Origin of the sequence: Corynebacterium sp. NPDC060344 (assembly GCF_042725215.1) — a bacterium.
Taxonomy (GTDB): Bacteria; Actinomycetota; Actinomycetes; order Mycobacteriales; family Mycobacteriaceae; genus Corynebacterium.
The window spans coordinates 221,426-236,213 of record NZ_JBHXCS010000003.1 but is presented as its reverse complement, the minus strand read 5'-3'; the positions used below and the strand labels follow the sequence as shown (position 1 = coordinate 236,213).

The following is a 14,788-nucleotide window of genomic DNA, read 5'->3' as shown; positions in this document are numbered from 1 at the left end:
GTCGAACGCGCAACGGCCGCAGATCAGGCGCGAACCAGCCGCGAACCAGGCGCGGGCGGCCATCCGCGCAGCCGCCTACTTGTTCAGCTTGCGGTACTCGAAGACCTGGTCGATGATGCCGTACTCCTTGGCCTGCTGGGCCGTGAGGATCTTGTCGCGATCGGTGTCGCGGCGCACCTGCTCGGCGGTCTGGCCGGTGTGCTCGGCCAGGGTCTCCTCCATCAGCTTGCGCATGCGCTCGATCTCGGCGGCCTGGATCTCCAGGTCGGACACCTGGCCCTGCACGCCCTGCGTCGCCGGCTGGTGGATGAGCACGCGGGTGTTCGGCAGCGCCGCACGCTTGCCCGGCGCACCCGCGGCCAACAGCACCGCGGCGGCCGACGCGGCCTGGCCCAGGCAGACGGTGCGCACGTCGGGGCGCACGTACTGCATGGTGTCGTAAATCGCCATCAGCGACGTGAACGAACCGCCCGGCGAATTGATGTACATGGTGATGTCGCGGTCCGGGTCCAGCCCCTCGAGCACCAGCAGCTGCGCCATGATGTCGTTGGCGGCGGTGTCGTCGACCTGCGACCCGAGGAAGATGATGCGCTCCTCGAACAGCTTGTTGTACGGGTTCGACTCCTTGGCGCCGAAGCTGGAGTGCTCGACGAAGGACGGCAGCACGTAGCGCGACTGCGGCATCTGCATGTTGGTGCTCATCTCCATGTTCGTTTCGGACGTGTTCGTACCGGGCTTCTGGCCGGGGTATTCGCGGTGCATGATTCGTGGCTCGCTTTCCTGCGCCCCGGGCCTACTGGCCGGAGTCCTGCTCGCGGGCGACGTCGGCGGCGTTCTCGGCGTCGCGCTCGGCGTCATCGCTGGCGGTGTTGCCGGAGGCGGTGCCGGTGCGGGCGTCGCGGGCGTCCTTCAGCGACGTGACCACGTGGTCGACGAAGCCGTACTCGAGCGCCTCGGCGGCGGTGAACCAGCGGTCGCGGTCGGAGTCCTCGACGATGCGCTCCAGCGGCTGGCCGGTGTGCTCGGCGATGAGGCGGGCCATCTCCTTCTTCGTCTGCGCGAACTGCTCGGCCTGGATGGTGATGTCCGACGCGGTGCCGCCGATGCCGGCGGACGGCTGGTGCATCATGATCCGCGCGTGCGGCAGGGCGTAGCGCTTGCCGGGGGTGCCGGCGGACAGCAGGAACTGGCCCATCGAGGCGGCCAGGCCCATGCCGTAGGTGGCCACGTCGCACGGCACGAACTTCATGGTGTCGTAGATGGCCATGCCGGCGGTGACGGAGCCGCCCGGGGAGTTGATGTACAGGGCGATGTCACGCTCGGGGTCCTCGGCGGACAGCAGCAGCATCTGGGCGCACAGTTTGTTGGCGATCTGGTCGTCGACCTGGTCGCCGAGGAAAAGGATGCGCTCCTTCAGCAGCTTGTCGAACACGGAGTCGGCCGGGGCGTGGTTCTGCTCGCTCATCGAAAAAGGGTTTCCCTTCCATTTCGCCTTCGCCGCCGTTTCACGGGCGGCCCGCCTCGGGGGCGGGATCTCTCATTGAGGGTAACGAAAGGGACCGCCCCTTTGTTTCGGGACGGCCCCATGTTCGCTGTCAGCGTCGGGGGCCGGGGATCGGCGGTTGGCGTTCCCCGGCCGGGACCGGCTGTGCGGTCGGGCCGGGGTCGTCGTCAAGCATCTTTCTTGCTTTGCGACGGTCCCCGTCCGGCGGTGCCTTACTTCTCGGCGTCGGCCTCGTCGGCCTTGGCCGCGGCGTCGGCGTTCTCGGTGTTCTCGGTGTTCTCGGCCTCACCGAAGAACTCGGCGACGTCGATGTCGTTGCCCTCGGAATCCTTGACGGTCGCCTTCAGGATGGACACGGCCAGCGCCTTGCCGCGGCGGACGTCGGCGAACAGGTTGCCCAGCTGACCCGACTGCTGGATCTGCTGGATGAACTGGTTCGGGTCCATGCCGTAGGACTGCGCGGTGAACAGGATGTGGTCGGTGAGCTCCTGCTGGGAGACCTCCGGCTGCTCGGCCTCGGCCAGCTCGTCGAGGAAGAGCTGCGTGCGCACGGCCTCCTCGGCGGAGGTGCGGGAGTCGGCGTCGAACTGCTCGCGGGTGGTGCCCTGGGCCTCGAGCATGGTGTTCAGCACGGCCTCGTCGCCGCCGAACTGGCCGAGCAGCTGCTGCAGCTGGCCGTCGACCTGCTCCTTGACCACGCCCTCCGGCAGCGGCACCTCGGTCTTCTCCAGCGCGGCCGCCAGGACCTTGTCGCGGATCTGCTGGGCCTGCTCGCCCTTCTTGGTGGTCTCGACCTGCTTGGCCAGGTCCTCGCGCAGCTCGTCGATGGTGTCGAACTCGGAGGCCATCTGGGCGAACTCGTCGTCGGCCTCGGGCAGCTCGCGGACCTTGACGGACTGGACGGTCACGGTGACCTGGGCGTCCTCGCCCTCGTGCTCGCCGGCGACGAGCTTGGTGCCGAACTCCTTGGACTCGCCCTGGGCCAGACCGGTCACGGCCTCGTCCAGGCCGTCGATCAGGTCGCCGGAGCCGACCTGGTAGGACAGGCCCTCGGTGGAGGCCTCTTCCAGCTCTTCGCCGTCGACGGTGGCCGACAGGTCGATGGAGATGAAGTCGCCGTCCTCGACGGCGCGCTCGACGCCGGTGAGGGTGCCGAAGCGGGCGAGGAGGTTGTCCAGCTCGGCCTGCACGGCGTCGTCGTCGGCGGTGAGGGCGTCGACCTCGACGGAGATGTCGGAGAAGTCCGGCAGCTCGATCTCGGGGCGGACGTCGACCTCGGCGGTGAACTCGACGACGTCGCCGTCTTCGAGCTTGGTCACGTCGACCTCGGGCTGGCCGATGACCTTCAGGTCGTGCTCCTCGACGGCCTGGCCGTAGCGGGACGGGACCATCTCGTTGAGGACCTGCTCGAGGATCGGGCCGCGGCCGACGCGCGCCTCGATGAGCTTGGCGGGGGCCTTGCCCTTGCGGAAGCCCGGGATCTGGACCTGCTGCGACAGGGCCTCGTGGGCCTTGTCGAACTCGGGCTTGAGCTCGTCGAAGGGGACCTCGACGGTGATCTTGACGCGGGTGGCGCTCTGCTGCTCGACGGAGGACTTCACTGGTTGCACACTCCTGTTAGTAGATTGTGAGTTGATGATTTCACAGACCACGGGAGTGCCCGTGATGCTGGTCGGGGTAGCGGGATTTGAACCCACGGCCCCTCGCTCCCAAAGCGAGTGCGCTACCAAGCTGCGCCATACCCCGTTGTGAATACGTCGTGCAGTCTACGTGTCTCCCATTCGGGGGGTGATCACCGCCCCGGTTTAAGGCGGTTGCGCGGCGATTATGGCGGCGGGCACGGGGTGCGCTATAGTTTCCCCCACGTTCATGCGGGGCGGGTTTCGCTTTACGACGATCCCACCGCCCCATCTGAGCTGCGGGGATGTCGTATAGTGGCTAATACCTCAGCCTTCCAAGCTGAAGACGCGGGTTCGATTCCCGTCATCCCCTCCACGTGAGTTTTCAGGCCGCCGCACCCGTCGGGTGCGGCGGTTTTCGCATGCGCCCTTCGCCCATGCCGCCGCCTCTAACCCCGCCGCCTCCAACCCCGCCGACATCACGGCACGGCAGGATCCCCACCTCGGGATCCGCGGCGAGCCACGACGCAGCCGGCCCCCACCCCACGAGTCCCCTGAACACCTATCGCCCCGCTTCGAGCCGCCACGCAACCCGTCCCCCACCCCGCGAGCCGTGGATATTCATTGGCGCTGACCCAACAATTCAATTTCATCCCGTACGTGTCCGCTCCGATGGGCACCTACGGGACGAATTTGAAGAAAAGAGGCCCCGAAAATTCAATTTCATCCCGTGCATGTCCCCTCCCCAGGCCACGTACGGGACGTTCTTGAATAGGTTGTTCTCAGGATTGCACCGCAGCGGGGTTCACCCACCCCGCGGACGTCAAAGCGCCTACGGGCCGTGTGAGGACCCTGGGTCGACGGAGATCCTCTGGCCCCGAGTTCGAGGTTGAGTCACGGTTGCGTTGAGCCCAGATCACAAGTCGATGGCACTGTCAGTCGGGATCGTTTGCAGGGGTAAAGCGTGGCTATCGTGGTTCGCATGGATCCCCGCATCATCGACAAGGACACCGGCGTCGAGCTGTGGACGGCGGCCGAATGCGCCGAGTTCACCGGCACGGCCCGAGGCACGTTCACCAGTTATGCGGGCCGCGGCAAGGCGCCGGTGCCCGCCACGAAGCTCCACGGCCTGACGCTGTGGAACTCCGATGACGTGCGCGAATGGCAGAAGGGCCGCGACGACCGGAAGAAGTGACCGGTGAGACGGTCCTATCCCAGGTAGTGGGCGCTGACGGCATCGGCGACCTGATCCGGGTCGTTGTTGCCCACGAGCACGCCGTGGCTGTAGCCCGGCAACTCGATCAACTCGCCGCCCATGGCCGCCTGCATCGCCCGGCCGCCGGTGCCGGTGACGGCGGCATCCTTGTCGTAATGCAGCAGAAGCGGCGGGGTCTTCAGCGCCGCGCCATCGAGGTCGACCGCGGCACGGTGGCCCGGCCACCCCAGGCACAGCTGCCCGGACGCCAGGGCATCGGCGTTGACGCGGAAGATGTCCCCACCTGTGTACTGGTCGACGTACGCGCGCGGGATCCGCGTCGGGTCGGCGTCGGAGACGTTGTCGTTGCACACGATGGCGCGCTCCACCGTGGTCATGGCCTCCAACTGGGCGACGGCATCTTCCGGCGTGACGCCCTCCGGCGTCGGCGGGACCGGTACGTCGCCGGTGACGATCGCATCGGCGATCTGCGGCCACATGCTCTCCGAGTACGTCGCGGCGAACGTCATCTGCAGCAGCACCGACTGCGCGCCTGCGCCCGGACGGAGCATCGACGCCGCGAAGGAATGGCCGCGCCAGACGGCGGGGAGAATGGCGTCGGCAAGCTCATTGACGGCCTTGGGATTGTCGGCGAACACCGCGGGGACGTCGCCCACCTGCGTCGGCGGCGGATACACCTGGCCCGGCGCGCCGACCTCCTCGTTGATGCGCTGCGACCACCTCGTGTACGCCTGCAGCGGAGTGGTGCCCAACCCGTACTGCTCATCGTGGTCGGCGATCCACTGGAACATGGCGTTGAGGGCGTCCCGGCGCCATTGCTCGCGGGCATCGCCCAACTGGAAATACCGGTGCGCCGGGTCCACCGAGGAATCGAGGACCACGCGGCCGGTGCTGCCCGGGAACAGGGTCGCGTACGTGCCCATGAGATCCGTGCCGTAGGACAGGCCGTACAAGTGCAGCTCATCCTGGCCGAGGACCCCGCGGACGTGCTCGAGGTCGCGGGCCGTGTTCTCCGTGGTGATGGTCGCCGCGTAACCCGGATCATTGGACTCGCACGCCGTGTACATCGCGCCGACCTGCCCGGCGATGATCCCCGAAGTCGGAATGCCCGCCACATTGCACTTCAGCGGCGTGCCCCAGGAGAGCCCACGCGGTTCGACGGCGATGAGGTCGAAATGCTCGCGGACGGCGTCGGGCATGCGCACGGCCTCATCCGAGAACATGCCCAGCGCATCGCCGCCGGGTCCGCCGGGATTGCCCGCGATGACGCCGCGGCGCTCCCCCGTCGCCGGCACCCGGCTGACCGTCAACGTGATCTCCGCTCCACCCGGGTCGGCGTGATCGCGCGGGACCTGGACATCCGCGCACACGGTGCCCGGCGCCGTCATCGCCGCGGTCGGACATTCGCCCCAGTCGAGGCCGCCCAGATCGGCATGCTCGTCCGCCGCGGCCGTCGGCGCCGCCACCAGCCCGCCGGCCAGTGCCAGCACCGTCACCGGCGCGAGGATCCGGCGGAGCATGGAAGGCCGGACGGAATGGGGCTGAGCAGCTTTGGGCTGAGCGGTTTCGGTCACGGGCAGCGGCGGGATGCGCACGGAAAAGAACCTTTCGACGACTGCCTGGAACCCTAATCGATGGCCCGGATGGCCCGCCGGGTTTAGGCCACCGAGCGCACCCGGTAGACGAGCACGGCGCCGACGGCGGTGAGCACTCCGGCGAAAATGTACAAGCCGGGGTAGCCGCCGAGGTTCGCCAGCGCGAAGGCGGCCAATACCGGGGCGGCCATGTTCGGGCCGGCGACGGCGAGGTTCATGACGCCCACGTCGCGGCCGCGCTCCTCCGGCTTGGGCAGCACCTGGTTGATCAGCGCCTGATCCACCGCCATGAACACGCCCCACGACAGGCCCAGCAGCACCGCGGCCCCGACGACCATGGCGAACGACTCCGCCACCGCCATCAGCGCGCACGCCCCCGCGACGCCCAGCGACGACGCCGCCACGAACACGCGGCGCTTTCCCAGCTTGTCCGACACCTTGCCCGACGCAATCGCCGTGACCACGACGCATCCGGCATAGGCGCCGGTGAGCACCAGCACCCCGGCATCCGGGTCGGCGTGGCCGATGTGATCGCGCAAGTAATAGAAGAGGTAGAACAACGCCACGGAGTTGCCCGTGGTCACCAGGAACCGCGCGATGAACACCCACGTGAAGTCGCGGTACAGCCCACCGCGCGCCTCGGCGACGGCGGGGACCACGTCGGACTGGCTGGGGTGGGCGTCGTCAAGCATGGGCGACAGCGAGCCCCGCGACCTGACCCGGGACACGTCGCGGAAGCCCGGCAGGAACTGGCCGATGAAGACCAGCAGCAGGGCGGCGGTGACGATGTAGGCCAAGCCGACGTCGAAAAGGGTCGCCACGACCGTGCCCAGCACCACGCCGAGCGTGTACGTCAGCCCCAGCACGCCGGAGACCACGCCATATTGCTTGTCGGGCACGGTGTCCGGCGCCACCGCCTGCGCGGCGTTGATCGACGCCGCGATCGCCAGCTGGAACACCGCCCAGCCGATGGTCAGCGCCGCGAAGCCCGGCGCCGCGCCGAGGAACACCAGCGCACCCGCCGCCGCCAGGCCCCCGAAGAGGATCCACGGCGCGCGCCGGCCCCACTTCGAATTCGTGCGGTCCGACAGCCACCCCGCCAACGGGTGGCCGATGATGGAGAAGAAGCCGCCGATCGCCATGAGCAGCGCGAGCTTCTGCTCCTTGTCGCCCGGGTGCCACACCAGGATCTGCTGCGCCAGCAGCAGCTGCGTCGGCGCGGCCCACGAAATGTTCTGCCCCAGGTACAGCAGCCCGTAGCGGACGATCCACCCGGTGGTCACCGGCGTGCGCTGCGCGGGGTCGGAGCTGAAGCGCCCGACGTCGGCGATGGCCTTCTCCGCCGCGCTCATTCGGCCGCCCCGACCGGACCGGACCGCACGTTGGGGTCGGTGCCCTCGACGGCGACCGGGTAGCGCTGCCCGGCGGTGTAGCGCCCGTGCAGCTCCGGGGTGATGCGCCCGGCGGCGGCGAGCTCGGCGAGCAGGCGCCCCGACGGCTTGAGCGTGCGCTCCTGCGTCTCGTAGTCCAGGTGGACGATGCCGAACCGCGGCTCCTCGCCGTCGGCCCACTCCCAGTTGTCCACGAAACACCAGTGGTACCAGCGCTCGATGGGCACATCCGATTCCGCGATCGCCCGCAGGTGCTCCAGGATGAACCGGGGCCGGAACGACTCGAGCTCGCCCGTCGCCGGGTCTCCGAGGTCGCAGGTGCCGTTTTCGGTGATCCACACCGGCCCGCCGAACCGCTCGTGCAGGTCGCGGGCGCATTCGACCAGGCCGTCGGGGTAGATTTCCCACCCGAGGTCGTTGACGGGGGCGCCGACGAACGTTCCGTCGTCGAGCTTATCGACGGCCGTGCGCGAGTAGTAGTTCAGCCCCAAAAAGTCGTGGTGGCGCCCCGATGGCAGGCCGCGGCCCATCTTCTTCCCGCCCAACAATGGGTGGAACGTCCCGGCGATGTGGGCGTCGGCGACGATGTCCTGGAACAGGTGGCGGTTGAGCCGCGACAGTCCCCGGTGCACCGGGTTGCGCGGATTGCGCGGCGCGAACGCCCGGGCGTGGTGGGAGATGCCGACCTTCGCCCGGTCGCCCTGGATGTCGTGGATGAGCTCGTAGCCGCGGATGTGCGACACCGCGGTGTTGCGCAGCACGGCCATCGTGTCGCGCCAGGAGTAGTTGCCCGGCGGCCCCGACCGGAACATGTGCGCCTGGGTGGCGTAGACGTTGGGCTCGTTGACGGTGATCCACTCGTCGACCAGGTCATCGAGCGCCCGCACGGTCGTCGCCGCGTAGCGCAGGAACGTCGCCGCCGACTCGTCCGCGGTGAACCCGCCGCGCTGGGCGAACCAGCGGGGGTTGACGAAGTGGTGCAGCGTCACCAGCGGCCGGATCCCCTTGTCGCGCAGGTCGGCGATCTCCTCGCGGTAGCGGTCGAGCACCGCGTGGTCGAACTCCCCCGGCCGCGGCTCGATGCGCGCCCACTCCACGCCGATGCGGGCGATCGGCAGCTTCAGCGACGCCATCAGCTCGTTGTCCTCGCGCCACCGGTTCCAGTGGTCGGTGGCGCGCAGCGGCGTCGATCCGTCGGCGATGTTGCCCGGCACCCGCGCCCAGTCGAGCCAGTCGTTGTTCTCGTCGCCGCCCTCGATCTGGCCGGCCGCCGACGCCGTGCCGATGAGCAGCCCGCGCAGGTCGACGTCGTGCCGCAGCGGCTCCGCGACCGGCGACGTGCGCGGCGCAGGGTAGAGCGTGCGTTTGCTGGTGGGCCCCGTCGTTGACATGACGCCACACTATGTGTGGCCGATCACAAAAATCATGCTTTTCGACGCGAACGTTATCTCCCCGCAATGTTACGCCTCCGGCTTCGGCGGAACGTGCGGTGGAGAGGTGGAGGGGCGGCGTCGCAAAGCAAGAAGGAAAGGGAAACCGGAGGGCAAGAAGTCGGGCAAAAAGTCGGGCGAAAATGCGTGCCCCATGGAACGAATCGGGGCGCTCGCCCGTTGCACCCAGTGACACCCGAACGCGCGGACACCGACACGCGCGGACACCAACCCGATAGGACCGTGCCCCAGAAGATGGAAGCTCTCCTGCTCATCGCCGTCGTGATCATCGGCGGCGTCCTGCTGATCCAGATGACCCAGAAGCGCCAGAACAAGCACATCGAACAGCGCGCCCACGACGACGTCGCCGACGCCGTGGCCGACGCGCGGCGCTGGATCGAGCGGCTGGGGTCCCAGGTGCTGTCCATCGCCGGGTCCGACACGGCCTCGACGCAGGCCATGGCCGACGCGTCCGAGCGCTACAACGCCGCGTCCGCGCAGATCTCCACGGCCAACACCGTCAAGCAGGCGCAGTTGGCGCGGGAGTCGGCGCTCGAGGGCCTGCACTACGTCAACGCCGCGCGCGAGATCATGGGCATGCCCGCCGGGCCCGCGCTGCCGCCGCTGGAGGGCCAGCGCTCCGCCGGCTCCGTCACCGAGCAGCGCACCATCGAGCACGAGGGCCGCGAGATCTCCGCGTCGCCCGTGGCCACCGAGGACACCCCGAACTACTACCCCGGCGGCAAGGTCGCCGGGCGCCCCGTCCCGGCCGGCTGGTACTCCGAGCCGTGGTGGCAGTCGGCGCTGCGCACCGGCATGTGGACCATGGGTTCGGTGCTGCTGTTCTCCATGATGTTCAACGGCATGGCGGGCGTCGCCTACGCCGCGTCCGACTTCGAGAGCGGCGCCGGCGACGGCTCCGAGGGCGCCGGTGACGGCGGCGATGCGGGCGATGGCGGTGACGCTGGTGATGGTGGCGACGCCGGTGACGCGGGCGATGCTGGTGACGCGGGCGATGCCGGCGGCGACATGGGCGGCGACATCGGGGATGCCGGCGGCGACGGCGGCGGGTTCTTCGACGGCGGCCTGTTCGGTGGAGACGGCGGCGGCGATGGCGGCGGTTTCTTCGACGGCGGCGGATTCGACTTCGACTTCTAGCCCCGGCGCCTGAGCGCCACTCCCCTTTCACGCACCCGCGGTCCGCTTGGGCCGCGGGTTTCGTGCAAATGCGGTTACTCCCCCGCGGCTCCACTTCCATCGCCGCAGGTCACGAGCTGCACATGTGCAGCGCTGGCACCGCATACGCACGAAACCCTCCGGCCGACGCCCCCGCCCGCGCCCGCCCGTGCCCAGGAGATACCAACGCCGCGTCGACAACTACGTTTCCGCAGGTCGCCGAAATCGGTGGCATCCTCTCGGCACGAGAGCGCGGGACTTGCCGCGGCCGGGAGGTCCCACGGCCAGAACCACCACGCCCCCGGCGCGGCAACGCGGGACTTGCCGTGACCGGGCCGTCGCAAAGCAAAGGCGGCACCCCACGCACAGTGGGATGCCGCCGATAAGCAGCTCAACCGCCGAGCCGCGCGAGGCGTCGCGCAGCCGGGCCTACTCCTGCTCGGGCAGGGCGGGGGCGATGCCGGTCTTCTCGTAGTCGGCGAGGATGTCGATGCGCCGCTGGTGGCGGTCCTCCTCGCTCCACGGCTGGGAGACGAAGGCGTCGACGATGGCCAGCGCCTCCTCCTCGGAGTGCATGCGGCCGCCGATGCCGATGAGCTGGGCGTTGTTGTGCTCGCGCGCCAGCTTCGCGGTCTCGACGGACCAGGCCAGCGCGCAGCGGGCGCCCTTGACCTTGTTGGCGGCGATCTGCTCGCCGTTGCCGGAGCCGCCGAGCACGATGCCCAGGGAGCCGGGGTCGTTGACCGTGCGGGAGGCGGCCTCGATGCAGAAGGCCGGGTAGTCGTCGGCGGCGTCGTACACGTGGGCGCCGCAGTCGACGACCTCGTGGCCCGTCTTTTCCAGGTGGTCCTTGATCAGGTTCTTCATCTCGAAGCCGGCGTGGTCCGCGCCAAGGTAAATACGCATGGGACCAGCATAACCAGGCCCGCGCGCGGGGGTGCGCATTGTCGGCGGCGGGGCGAGGGGGCGCTGGTGGCGGGGGTTTTCGCTTGACGACGTCCACCGTCCCCCGTCGCAAAGCCTCCCTTTTCCGGCGCTGCGCAACGCCGTTCGCCCGTTCATTCGACGCATAAACATAGGCGATCCGGGAGGGGTGCGATTCTGCATTCGTCGCCGATGGGGCGGCTCCGACCGGCGGGCGACCGCGGGGTCGGACATCCGGCACCGGGCGGTTTCGCAGCGGGAGCCATCACGCATCAGGAGTGCATCATGAAGAAGTCCACCATCGCCGCCGGCCTCGCCGCCCTGGCCCTCTCCCTCGCCGCGTGCGACGGAACGACCGACACGGCCGCGGCCGGCGCGGAGGCCAATGGCGGCGGCGAGGGCGCGGAGCAGTCGGGCCCCGCCCAGGTCGGCGACACGGTCACCGTCGGTGACGCGGAGATGACCACGTCCAACTTCCGCAATGCGGGCCCGGACGTGTTCGGCGACAACCAGGTGTGCGCGGACGTGTCGGTGCTCAACGTCTCCGACTCCGACACGGTCAGCCTCAACGCCATGGACTGGGAGCTCACCGATCCCAGCGGGGTCATCCTGAGCACCGAGTTCGGCGGCGAGACCAACTTCGACGCCGTCGACCTGGCGCCTGGGGGCTCGCGCGCGGGCACCGTCTGCTTCAAGTCGGACGGCGCGCCCGGCGAGTACACGCTGACCCACGAGGCCCTGTTCAGCTTCTCCGGTGAGCCGACCGAGTGGAAGACGTCGCTGTAGCGGGGCCGGAGGCCTTCGAATAAGCCGGCGCCGGGGCGTAAAGTGGCTGGGGAAGGCGTATTTTCCCTCTCCCGGCAACCCTAGGAAGCCCCGTGCATCGGCCCCCAGCAGTCCGCACCGTCCGCCACGACATCAACACGAAGCCGTTCATCGTGATCTGGGAGGTGACGCGGGCGTGCGGCCTGGTGTGCAAGCACTGCCGGGCCGACGCCCAGCATGAGCCGCACCCGGAGCAGTTGTCCACGGAGGAGGGCAAGCGGCTGCTGGATGCGCTGTCGTCGTACGACAAGCCGTTGCCGCTGGTGGTGTTCACGGGCGGCGACCCGTTCGAGCGGGCGGATCTGGAGGAGCTGACCGAATACGGCACGTCGAAGGGCCTCAACGTGTCCCTGTCGCCGTCGGTGACGCCGAAGCTGACGCCGGAGCGCATCCAGTCGTTGCGCGAGGCCGGCGGCAAGGCGATGTCCATGTCGCTCGACGGCGCCACCGCGGCCACCCATGACGCGTTCCGCGGTTTTTCGGGCACGTTCGAGAAGACCGTCGAGATGGCCCCCGTGATCAACGAGGCCGGCTACCGCCTGCAGATCAACTCGACGCTGACCCGCGACAACATCGGCGAGGCCCCTGCGCTGCTGAAGAAGGTCATCGAGATGGGCGCGAAGATGTGGTACGTCTTCTTCCTCGTGCCCACGGGCCGCGGGGCGGCGCTCAATTGCCTGTCGCCGGAGGAGCGCGAGGACGTGCTCAATTGGCTCGTCGACATCTCCGACCGCATCGCCATCAAGACCACGGAGGCCCCGCAGTACCGCCGGGTCGTGCTGCAGCGCCGCGAGGCCGAGGAGACCGGTGGCCCGAAGTACCAGGGCGGGCCGCTTTACGACGACCTCACCGCACAGACCACCGCCCTCCTCGGCGAGCATCCCGCCAAGCCCCGTCCGCCGCGCTCGCCGATGGCGGTGAATTCGGGGTCCGGGTTCGCGTTCATCGACCACATCGGCGACGTGTACCCGAACGGATTCCTGCCACTGCACTGCGGCAACGTGAAGGAGACGGATTTCCCGGAAATCTACTCCGAGTCGCCGGTGTTCAAGGAGCTGCGCGATCCGGACAATTGGCACGGCAAGTGCAGCGTGTGCGGCTTCCACAACGTGTGCGGCGGGTCGCGGTCGACGGCGTTCGCGCTGACCGGCGACTACCGCGCGTCGGATCCGACGTGCGTGTACGTCCCGCCGGCCTGGCACCCCGATGCCGATGCCGTCGAGGGCGAGGGCGCCACCGCCGACGACCTGGCGAAGCTCGGCTCGGGCCCCGGCGAAGGCGAAGACGCGGGACTGGTCGCGGGAGTGGCCGGCGGCGACGGCGTGCACACCCCGGCGCTGAAGCTCACCGTCGTCGACGGCTCGAAGGGCATGTAGCGCTCACCCCGAAAGCGGGCACCCAGTTTGACCGGGGTGCCCGTTTTTCGTTTCCGCCCTCTATCATTTTCCGGAGCAGGATCCCCGGCGCATGGGAATCACGACCCCGCTGGGAAGGGTCGGTTTCGGCGCCCCACCCAAAGGAGCACCGTGTCCGGCACCACCTACGACGTTTCCGCCCGCGGCAACAAAATGACCACATCCGTCGATCTGCGACGGGCCACCAAGAAGGCACTGGCGGAACTGTCGGCACTCATTGCCGGGGGCGGCAATCACATCGTGGATGTCGCCATTGCATCCGACGGATCCCCGGAAACATCGGGCAGCGGGTCCGGGGCGCATCCCGCACTCGTCGTCATGTGGCGCGGCATGCGCATCGGCGCACTCCGGGCGACGGACGCCGCAGCGTATGCGCAGCTCAATCGCATCCTCGCGTCCGGATTCAGCCCCACAACGGTCGCCCGCGTCAAAAAGGGCGCCGCCTCCGGGTCCGCCGCGATCAAAATCGATGTGTCCTTGCGGGAGCCCGATGTGGTGGTCCCGGTCAACAACCCACCGTCATCCGGCAACTGGGTGCTCATGCCGTCCGGCAACATCATCCAGGTGACCGGGGAAGACGGCCATGCGGACTACCTGCGCTCGATCCTCCCGGCATCCGGACGATGCCAGGTTCTCGCAACCCTCCACGCCGCGAAGTTCGGGGTTCGCACCAAGTACGACGGCGTCGAAGTTCGGCTCAACGGCAAGCGGGTCGGCGAGTTGTCGAAGGCAATGGGCGAAAAGGTACTGCCGGCGGTCAATCACTTCCGTGCACTGGGTTGCGTGACGGTGTCGCGTGCCTTCATCGACGGGTCCGGCGACGTCCCCCAGGTCACCCTGGAATGTGCCCGCGCCGCGGACCTCACCGATGCCGACCTCGAACCCGAGGTGTCGCCCCTGCCGAAACTCGCGCCTGTCGCGGCGAACTCTGCACGCCGCAGCGCACTGCGGACGGATGCAGCATCTCGGCCGACGCCGGCACCCGAGTCTCCGTTCACCAACCCGTTCTCGGAAAAGCCGCGTACATCGCACCTGCCCGCTGCTGGGGGACACCAGCTGTTCGAGGGATCACCCGCTCCGATGGGCATCTCCCGGCCACAGAAGCCAAAGAAGAAGCGCTCACCGCTGAAGATCGTGGCCGGTTCGTTGGGGCTTCTCCTCGCCGGCTTCCTCGGCCTTGGCGCACTGGCCTCCAAGTCCGAACAGTCCGGCGCCAACGCCGTGACCACGGCCGAGTCGAGCACCGCCCCCTCGTCCCCCAGCAGCCCCGCCACGTCTTCCTCGTCAACCTCGAGCAGCACCTCGTCGTCCGTCCCCACTTCGGCCGAGACGTCTTCCTCAACTCCCCCGACGAGCGAGCCCGCCTTCTTCGTCGACGGAGAGCAGGACAACGACGACCGAGATCGCCGCCCGTACGTTCCCGCACCGCCGGCACCGCTTCCCCCGACGGCGACTCCCCAGCCTCAGCCGGCTCCCGCCTACACGCCGCCGGCGGACGCCGGCGGTGGCGTCTACTACGCAAACTGCGCTGAAGCTCGCGCGGCCGGCGCTGCACCGATTCCGGCCGGCGCACCGGGATACCGACCCGGTTTGGACCGGAACAACGATCTCGTCGCCTGCGAGCTATAGCGATATTTCAGCCCTCGGGCCCTTACCCCCGGCCAGTCCATCGCCATCCCCCACATTCACGACT

At 68.8% G+C, this 14,788-nt stretch carries 11 protein-coding genes, 2 tRNA genes and 1 pseudogene; 6 read left to right on the top strand and 8 right to left on the bottom strand.

The features are described from left to right. Positions 1–75: 75 nt before the first annotated feature. The 4 genes and pseudogenes from ACFWGD_RS06025 to ACFWGD_RS06010 form a co-directional block, all read right to left on the bottom strand. A complete protein-coding gene (locus ACFWGD_RS06025; protein ID WP_377777684.1) occupies positions 76–702 on the bottom strand; it encodes an ATP-dependent Clp protease proteolytic subunit in 627 nt (208 codons plus the stop codon). Positions 703–901: 199 nt separating this feature from the next. Next, positions 902–1,465, bottom strand: a pseudogene (locus tag ACFWGD_RS06020) (ATP-dependent Clp protease proteolytic subunit); the annotation flags it as partial. A gap of 251 nt (positions 1,466–1,716) precedes the next feature. Continuing rightward, complete coding sequence (gene tig / locus ACFWGD_RS06015) at positions 1,717–3,105, bottom strand: trigger factor (RefSeq protein WP_377777683.1); 1,389 nt, start codon at positions 3,103–3,105, stop codon at positions 1,717–1,719. Positions 3,106–3,173: 68 nt separating this feature from the next. Beyond that, a tRNA-Pro gene (locus tag ACFWGD_RS06010) sits at positions 3,174–3,250 on the bottom strand. Between the two features lie 174 nt (positions 3,251–3,424). Between ACFWGD_RS06010 and ACFWGD_RS06005 the strand changes: the two genes are divergently transcribed. Both ACFWGD_RS06005 and ACFWGD_RS06000 read left to right on the top strand, forming a co-directional pair. Further along, a tRNA-Gly gene (locus ACFWGD_RS06005) sits at positions 3,425–3,499 on the top strand. 606 nt (positions 3,500–4,105) lie between these two features. Further along, on the top strand, positions 4,106–4,318 hold the full coding sequence (locus tag ACFWGD_RS06000; protein WP_377777682.1) for a helix-turn-helix transcriptional regulator: 213 nt from the start codon (positions 4,106–4,108) through the stop codon (positions 4,316–4,318). 14 nt (positions 4,319–4,332) lie between these two features. On the opposite strand, the gene ACFWGD_RS05995 is transcribed toward ACFWGD_RS06000, so the two are convergent. The 3 genes from ACFWGD_RS05995 to ACFWGD_RS05985 form a co-directional block, all read right to left on the bottom strand. Then, positions 4,333–5,859 carry an alpha/beta fold hydrolase gene (locus tag ACFWGD_RS05995; protein WP_377777681.1) on the bottom strand — a complete coding sequence of 509 codons (1,527 nt, stop codon included), beginning with the start codon at positions 5,857–5,859 and terminating at the stop codon, positions 4,333–4,335. Between the two features lie 137 nt (positions 5,860–5,996). Further along, positions 5,997–7,286: an MFS transporter gene (locus ACFWGD_RS05990; protein ID WP_377777680.1), complete on the bottom strand. Its 1,290-nt coding sequence runs from the start codon at positions 7,284–7,286 to the stop codon at positions 5,997–5,999. Next, the gene (locus ACFWGD_RS05985; RefSeq protein WP_377777679.1) at positions 7,283–8,716 is read right to left on the bottom strand and encodes a glycoside hydrolase family 1 protein; all 1,434 of its coding nucleotides are present in this window, start codon (positions 8,714–8,716) and stop codon (positions 7,283–7,285) included. Before ACFWGD_RS05985 ends, ACFWGD_RS05990 begins: the two co-directional genes overlap by 4 nt. Before the next feature lie 294 nt (positions 8,717–9,010). Here ACFWGD_RS05985 and ACFWGD_RS05980 point away from each other — a divergent pair, with 294 nt between their 5' ends. After that, complete coding sequence (locus ACFWGD_RS05980) at positions 9,011–9,913, top strand: DUF1542 domain-containing protein (RefSeq protein WP_377777764.1); 903 nt, start codon at positions 9,011–9,013, stop codon at positions 9,911–9,913. A gap of 447 nt (positions 9,914–10,360) precedes the next feature. On the opposite strand, the gene ACFWGD_RS05975 is transcribed toward ACFWGD_RS05980, so the two are convergent. Continuing rightward, positions 10,361–10,837, bottom strand: a complete 477-nt coding sequence (locus ACFWGD_RS05975) for a ribose-5-phosphate isomerase (RefSeq protein WP_377777678.1) — start codon at positions 10,835–10,837, stop codon at positions 10,361–10,363. Between the two features lie 303 nt (positions 10,838–11,140). Between ACFWGD_RS05975 and ACFWGD_RS05970 the strand changes: the two genes are divergently transcribed. From ACFWGD_RS05970 to ACFWGD_RS05960, 3 genes are all read left to right on the top strand, one after another. Next, positions 11,141–11,641: a DUF4352 domain-containing protein gene (locus ACFWGD_RS05970; protein ID WP_377777677.1), complete on the top strand. Its 501-nt coding sequence runs from the start codon at positions 11,141–11,143 to the stop codon at positions 11,639–11,641. Between the two features lie 92 nt (positions 11,642–11,733). Next, a complete protein-coding gene (locus ACFWGD_RS05965) occupies positions 11,734–13,056 on the top strand; it encodes a TIGR04053 family radical SAM/SPASM domain-containing protein (protein ID WP_377777676.1) in 1,323 nt (440 codons plus the stop codon). A gap of 150 nt (positions 13,057–13,206) precedes the next feature. Next, positions 13,207–14,724 carry an excalibur calcium-binding domain-containing protein gene (locus ACFWGD_RS05960; protein WP_377777675.1) on the top strand — a complete coding sequence of 506 codons (1,518 nt, stop codon included), beginning with the start codon at positions 13,207–13,209 and terminating at the stop codon, positions 14,722–14,724. The last annotated feature ends 64 nt before the right edge of the window (positions 14,725–14,788 follow it).

Excerpts from the sequence above, each read along its gene's own strand:
- ACFWGD_RS06025 (WP_377777684.1), bottom strand. The coding sequence starts at position 702 with ATGAGCACCAACATGCAGATGCCGCAGTCGCGCTACGTGCTGCCGTCC.
- ACFWGD_RS06000 (WP_377777682.1), top strand. The coding sequence starts at position 4,106 with ATGGATCCCCGCATCATCGACAAGGACACCGGCGTCGAGCTGTGGACG.
- ACFWGD_RS05995 (WP_377777681.1), bottom strand. The coding sequence starts at position 5,859 with ATGCTCCGCCGGATCCTCGCGCCGGTGACGGTGCTGGCACTGGCCGGC.
- ACFWGD_RS05990 (WP_377777680.1), bottom strand. The coding sequence starts at position 7,286 with ATGAGCGCGGCGGAGAAGGCCATCGCCGACGTCGGGCGCTTCAGCTCC.
- ACFWGD_RS05985 (WP_377777679.1), bottom strand. The coding sequence starts at position 8,716 with ATGTCAACGACGGGGCCCACCAGCAAACGCACGCTCTACCCTGCGCCG.
- ACFWGD_RS05980 (WP_377777764.1), top strand. The coding sequence starts at position 9,011 with ATGGAAGCTCTCCTGCTCATCGCCGTCGTGATCATCGGCGGCGTCCTG.
- ACFWGD_RS05975 (WP_377777678.1), bottom strand. The coding sequence starts at position 10,837 with ATGCGTATTTACCTTGGCGCGGACCACGCCGGCTTCGAGATGAAGAAC.
- ACFWGD_RS05970 (WP_377777677.1), top strand. The coding sequence starts at position 11,141 with ATGAAGAAGTCCACCATCGCCGCCGGCCTCGCCGCCCTGGCCCTCTCC.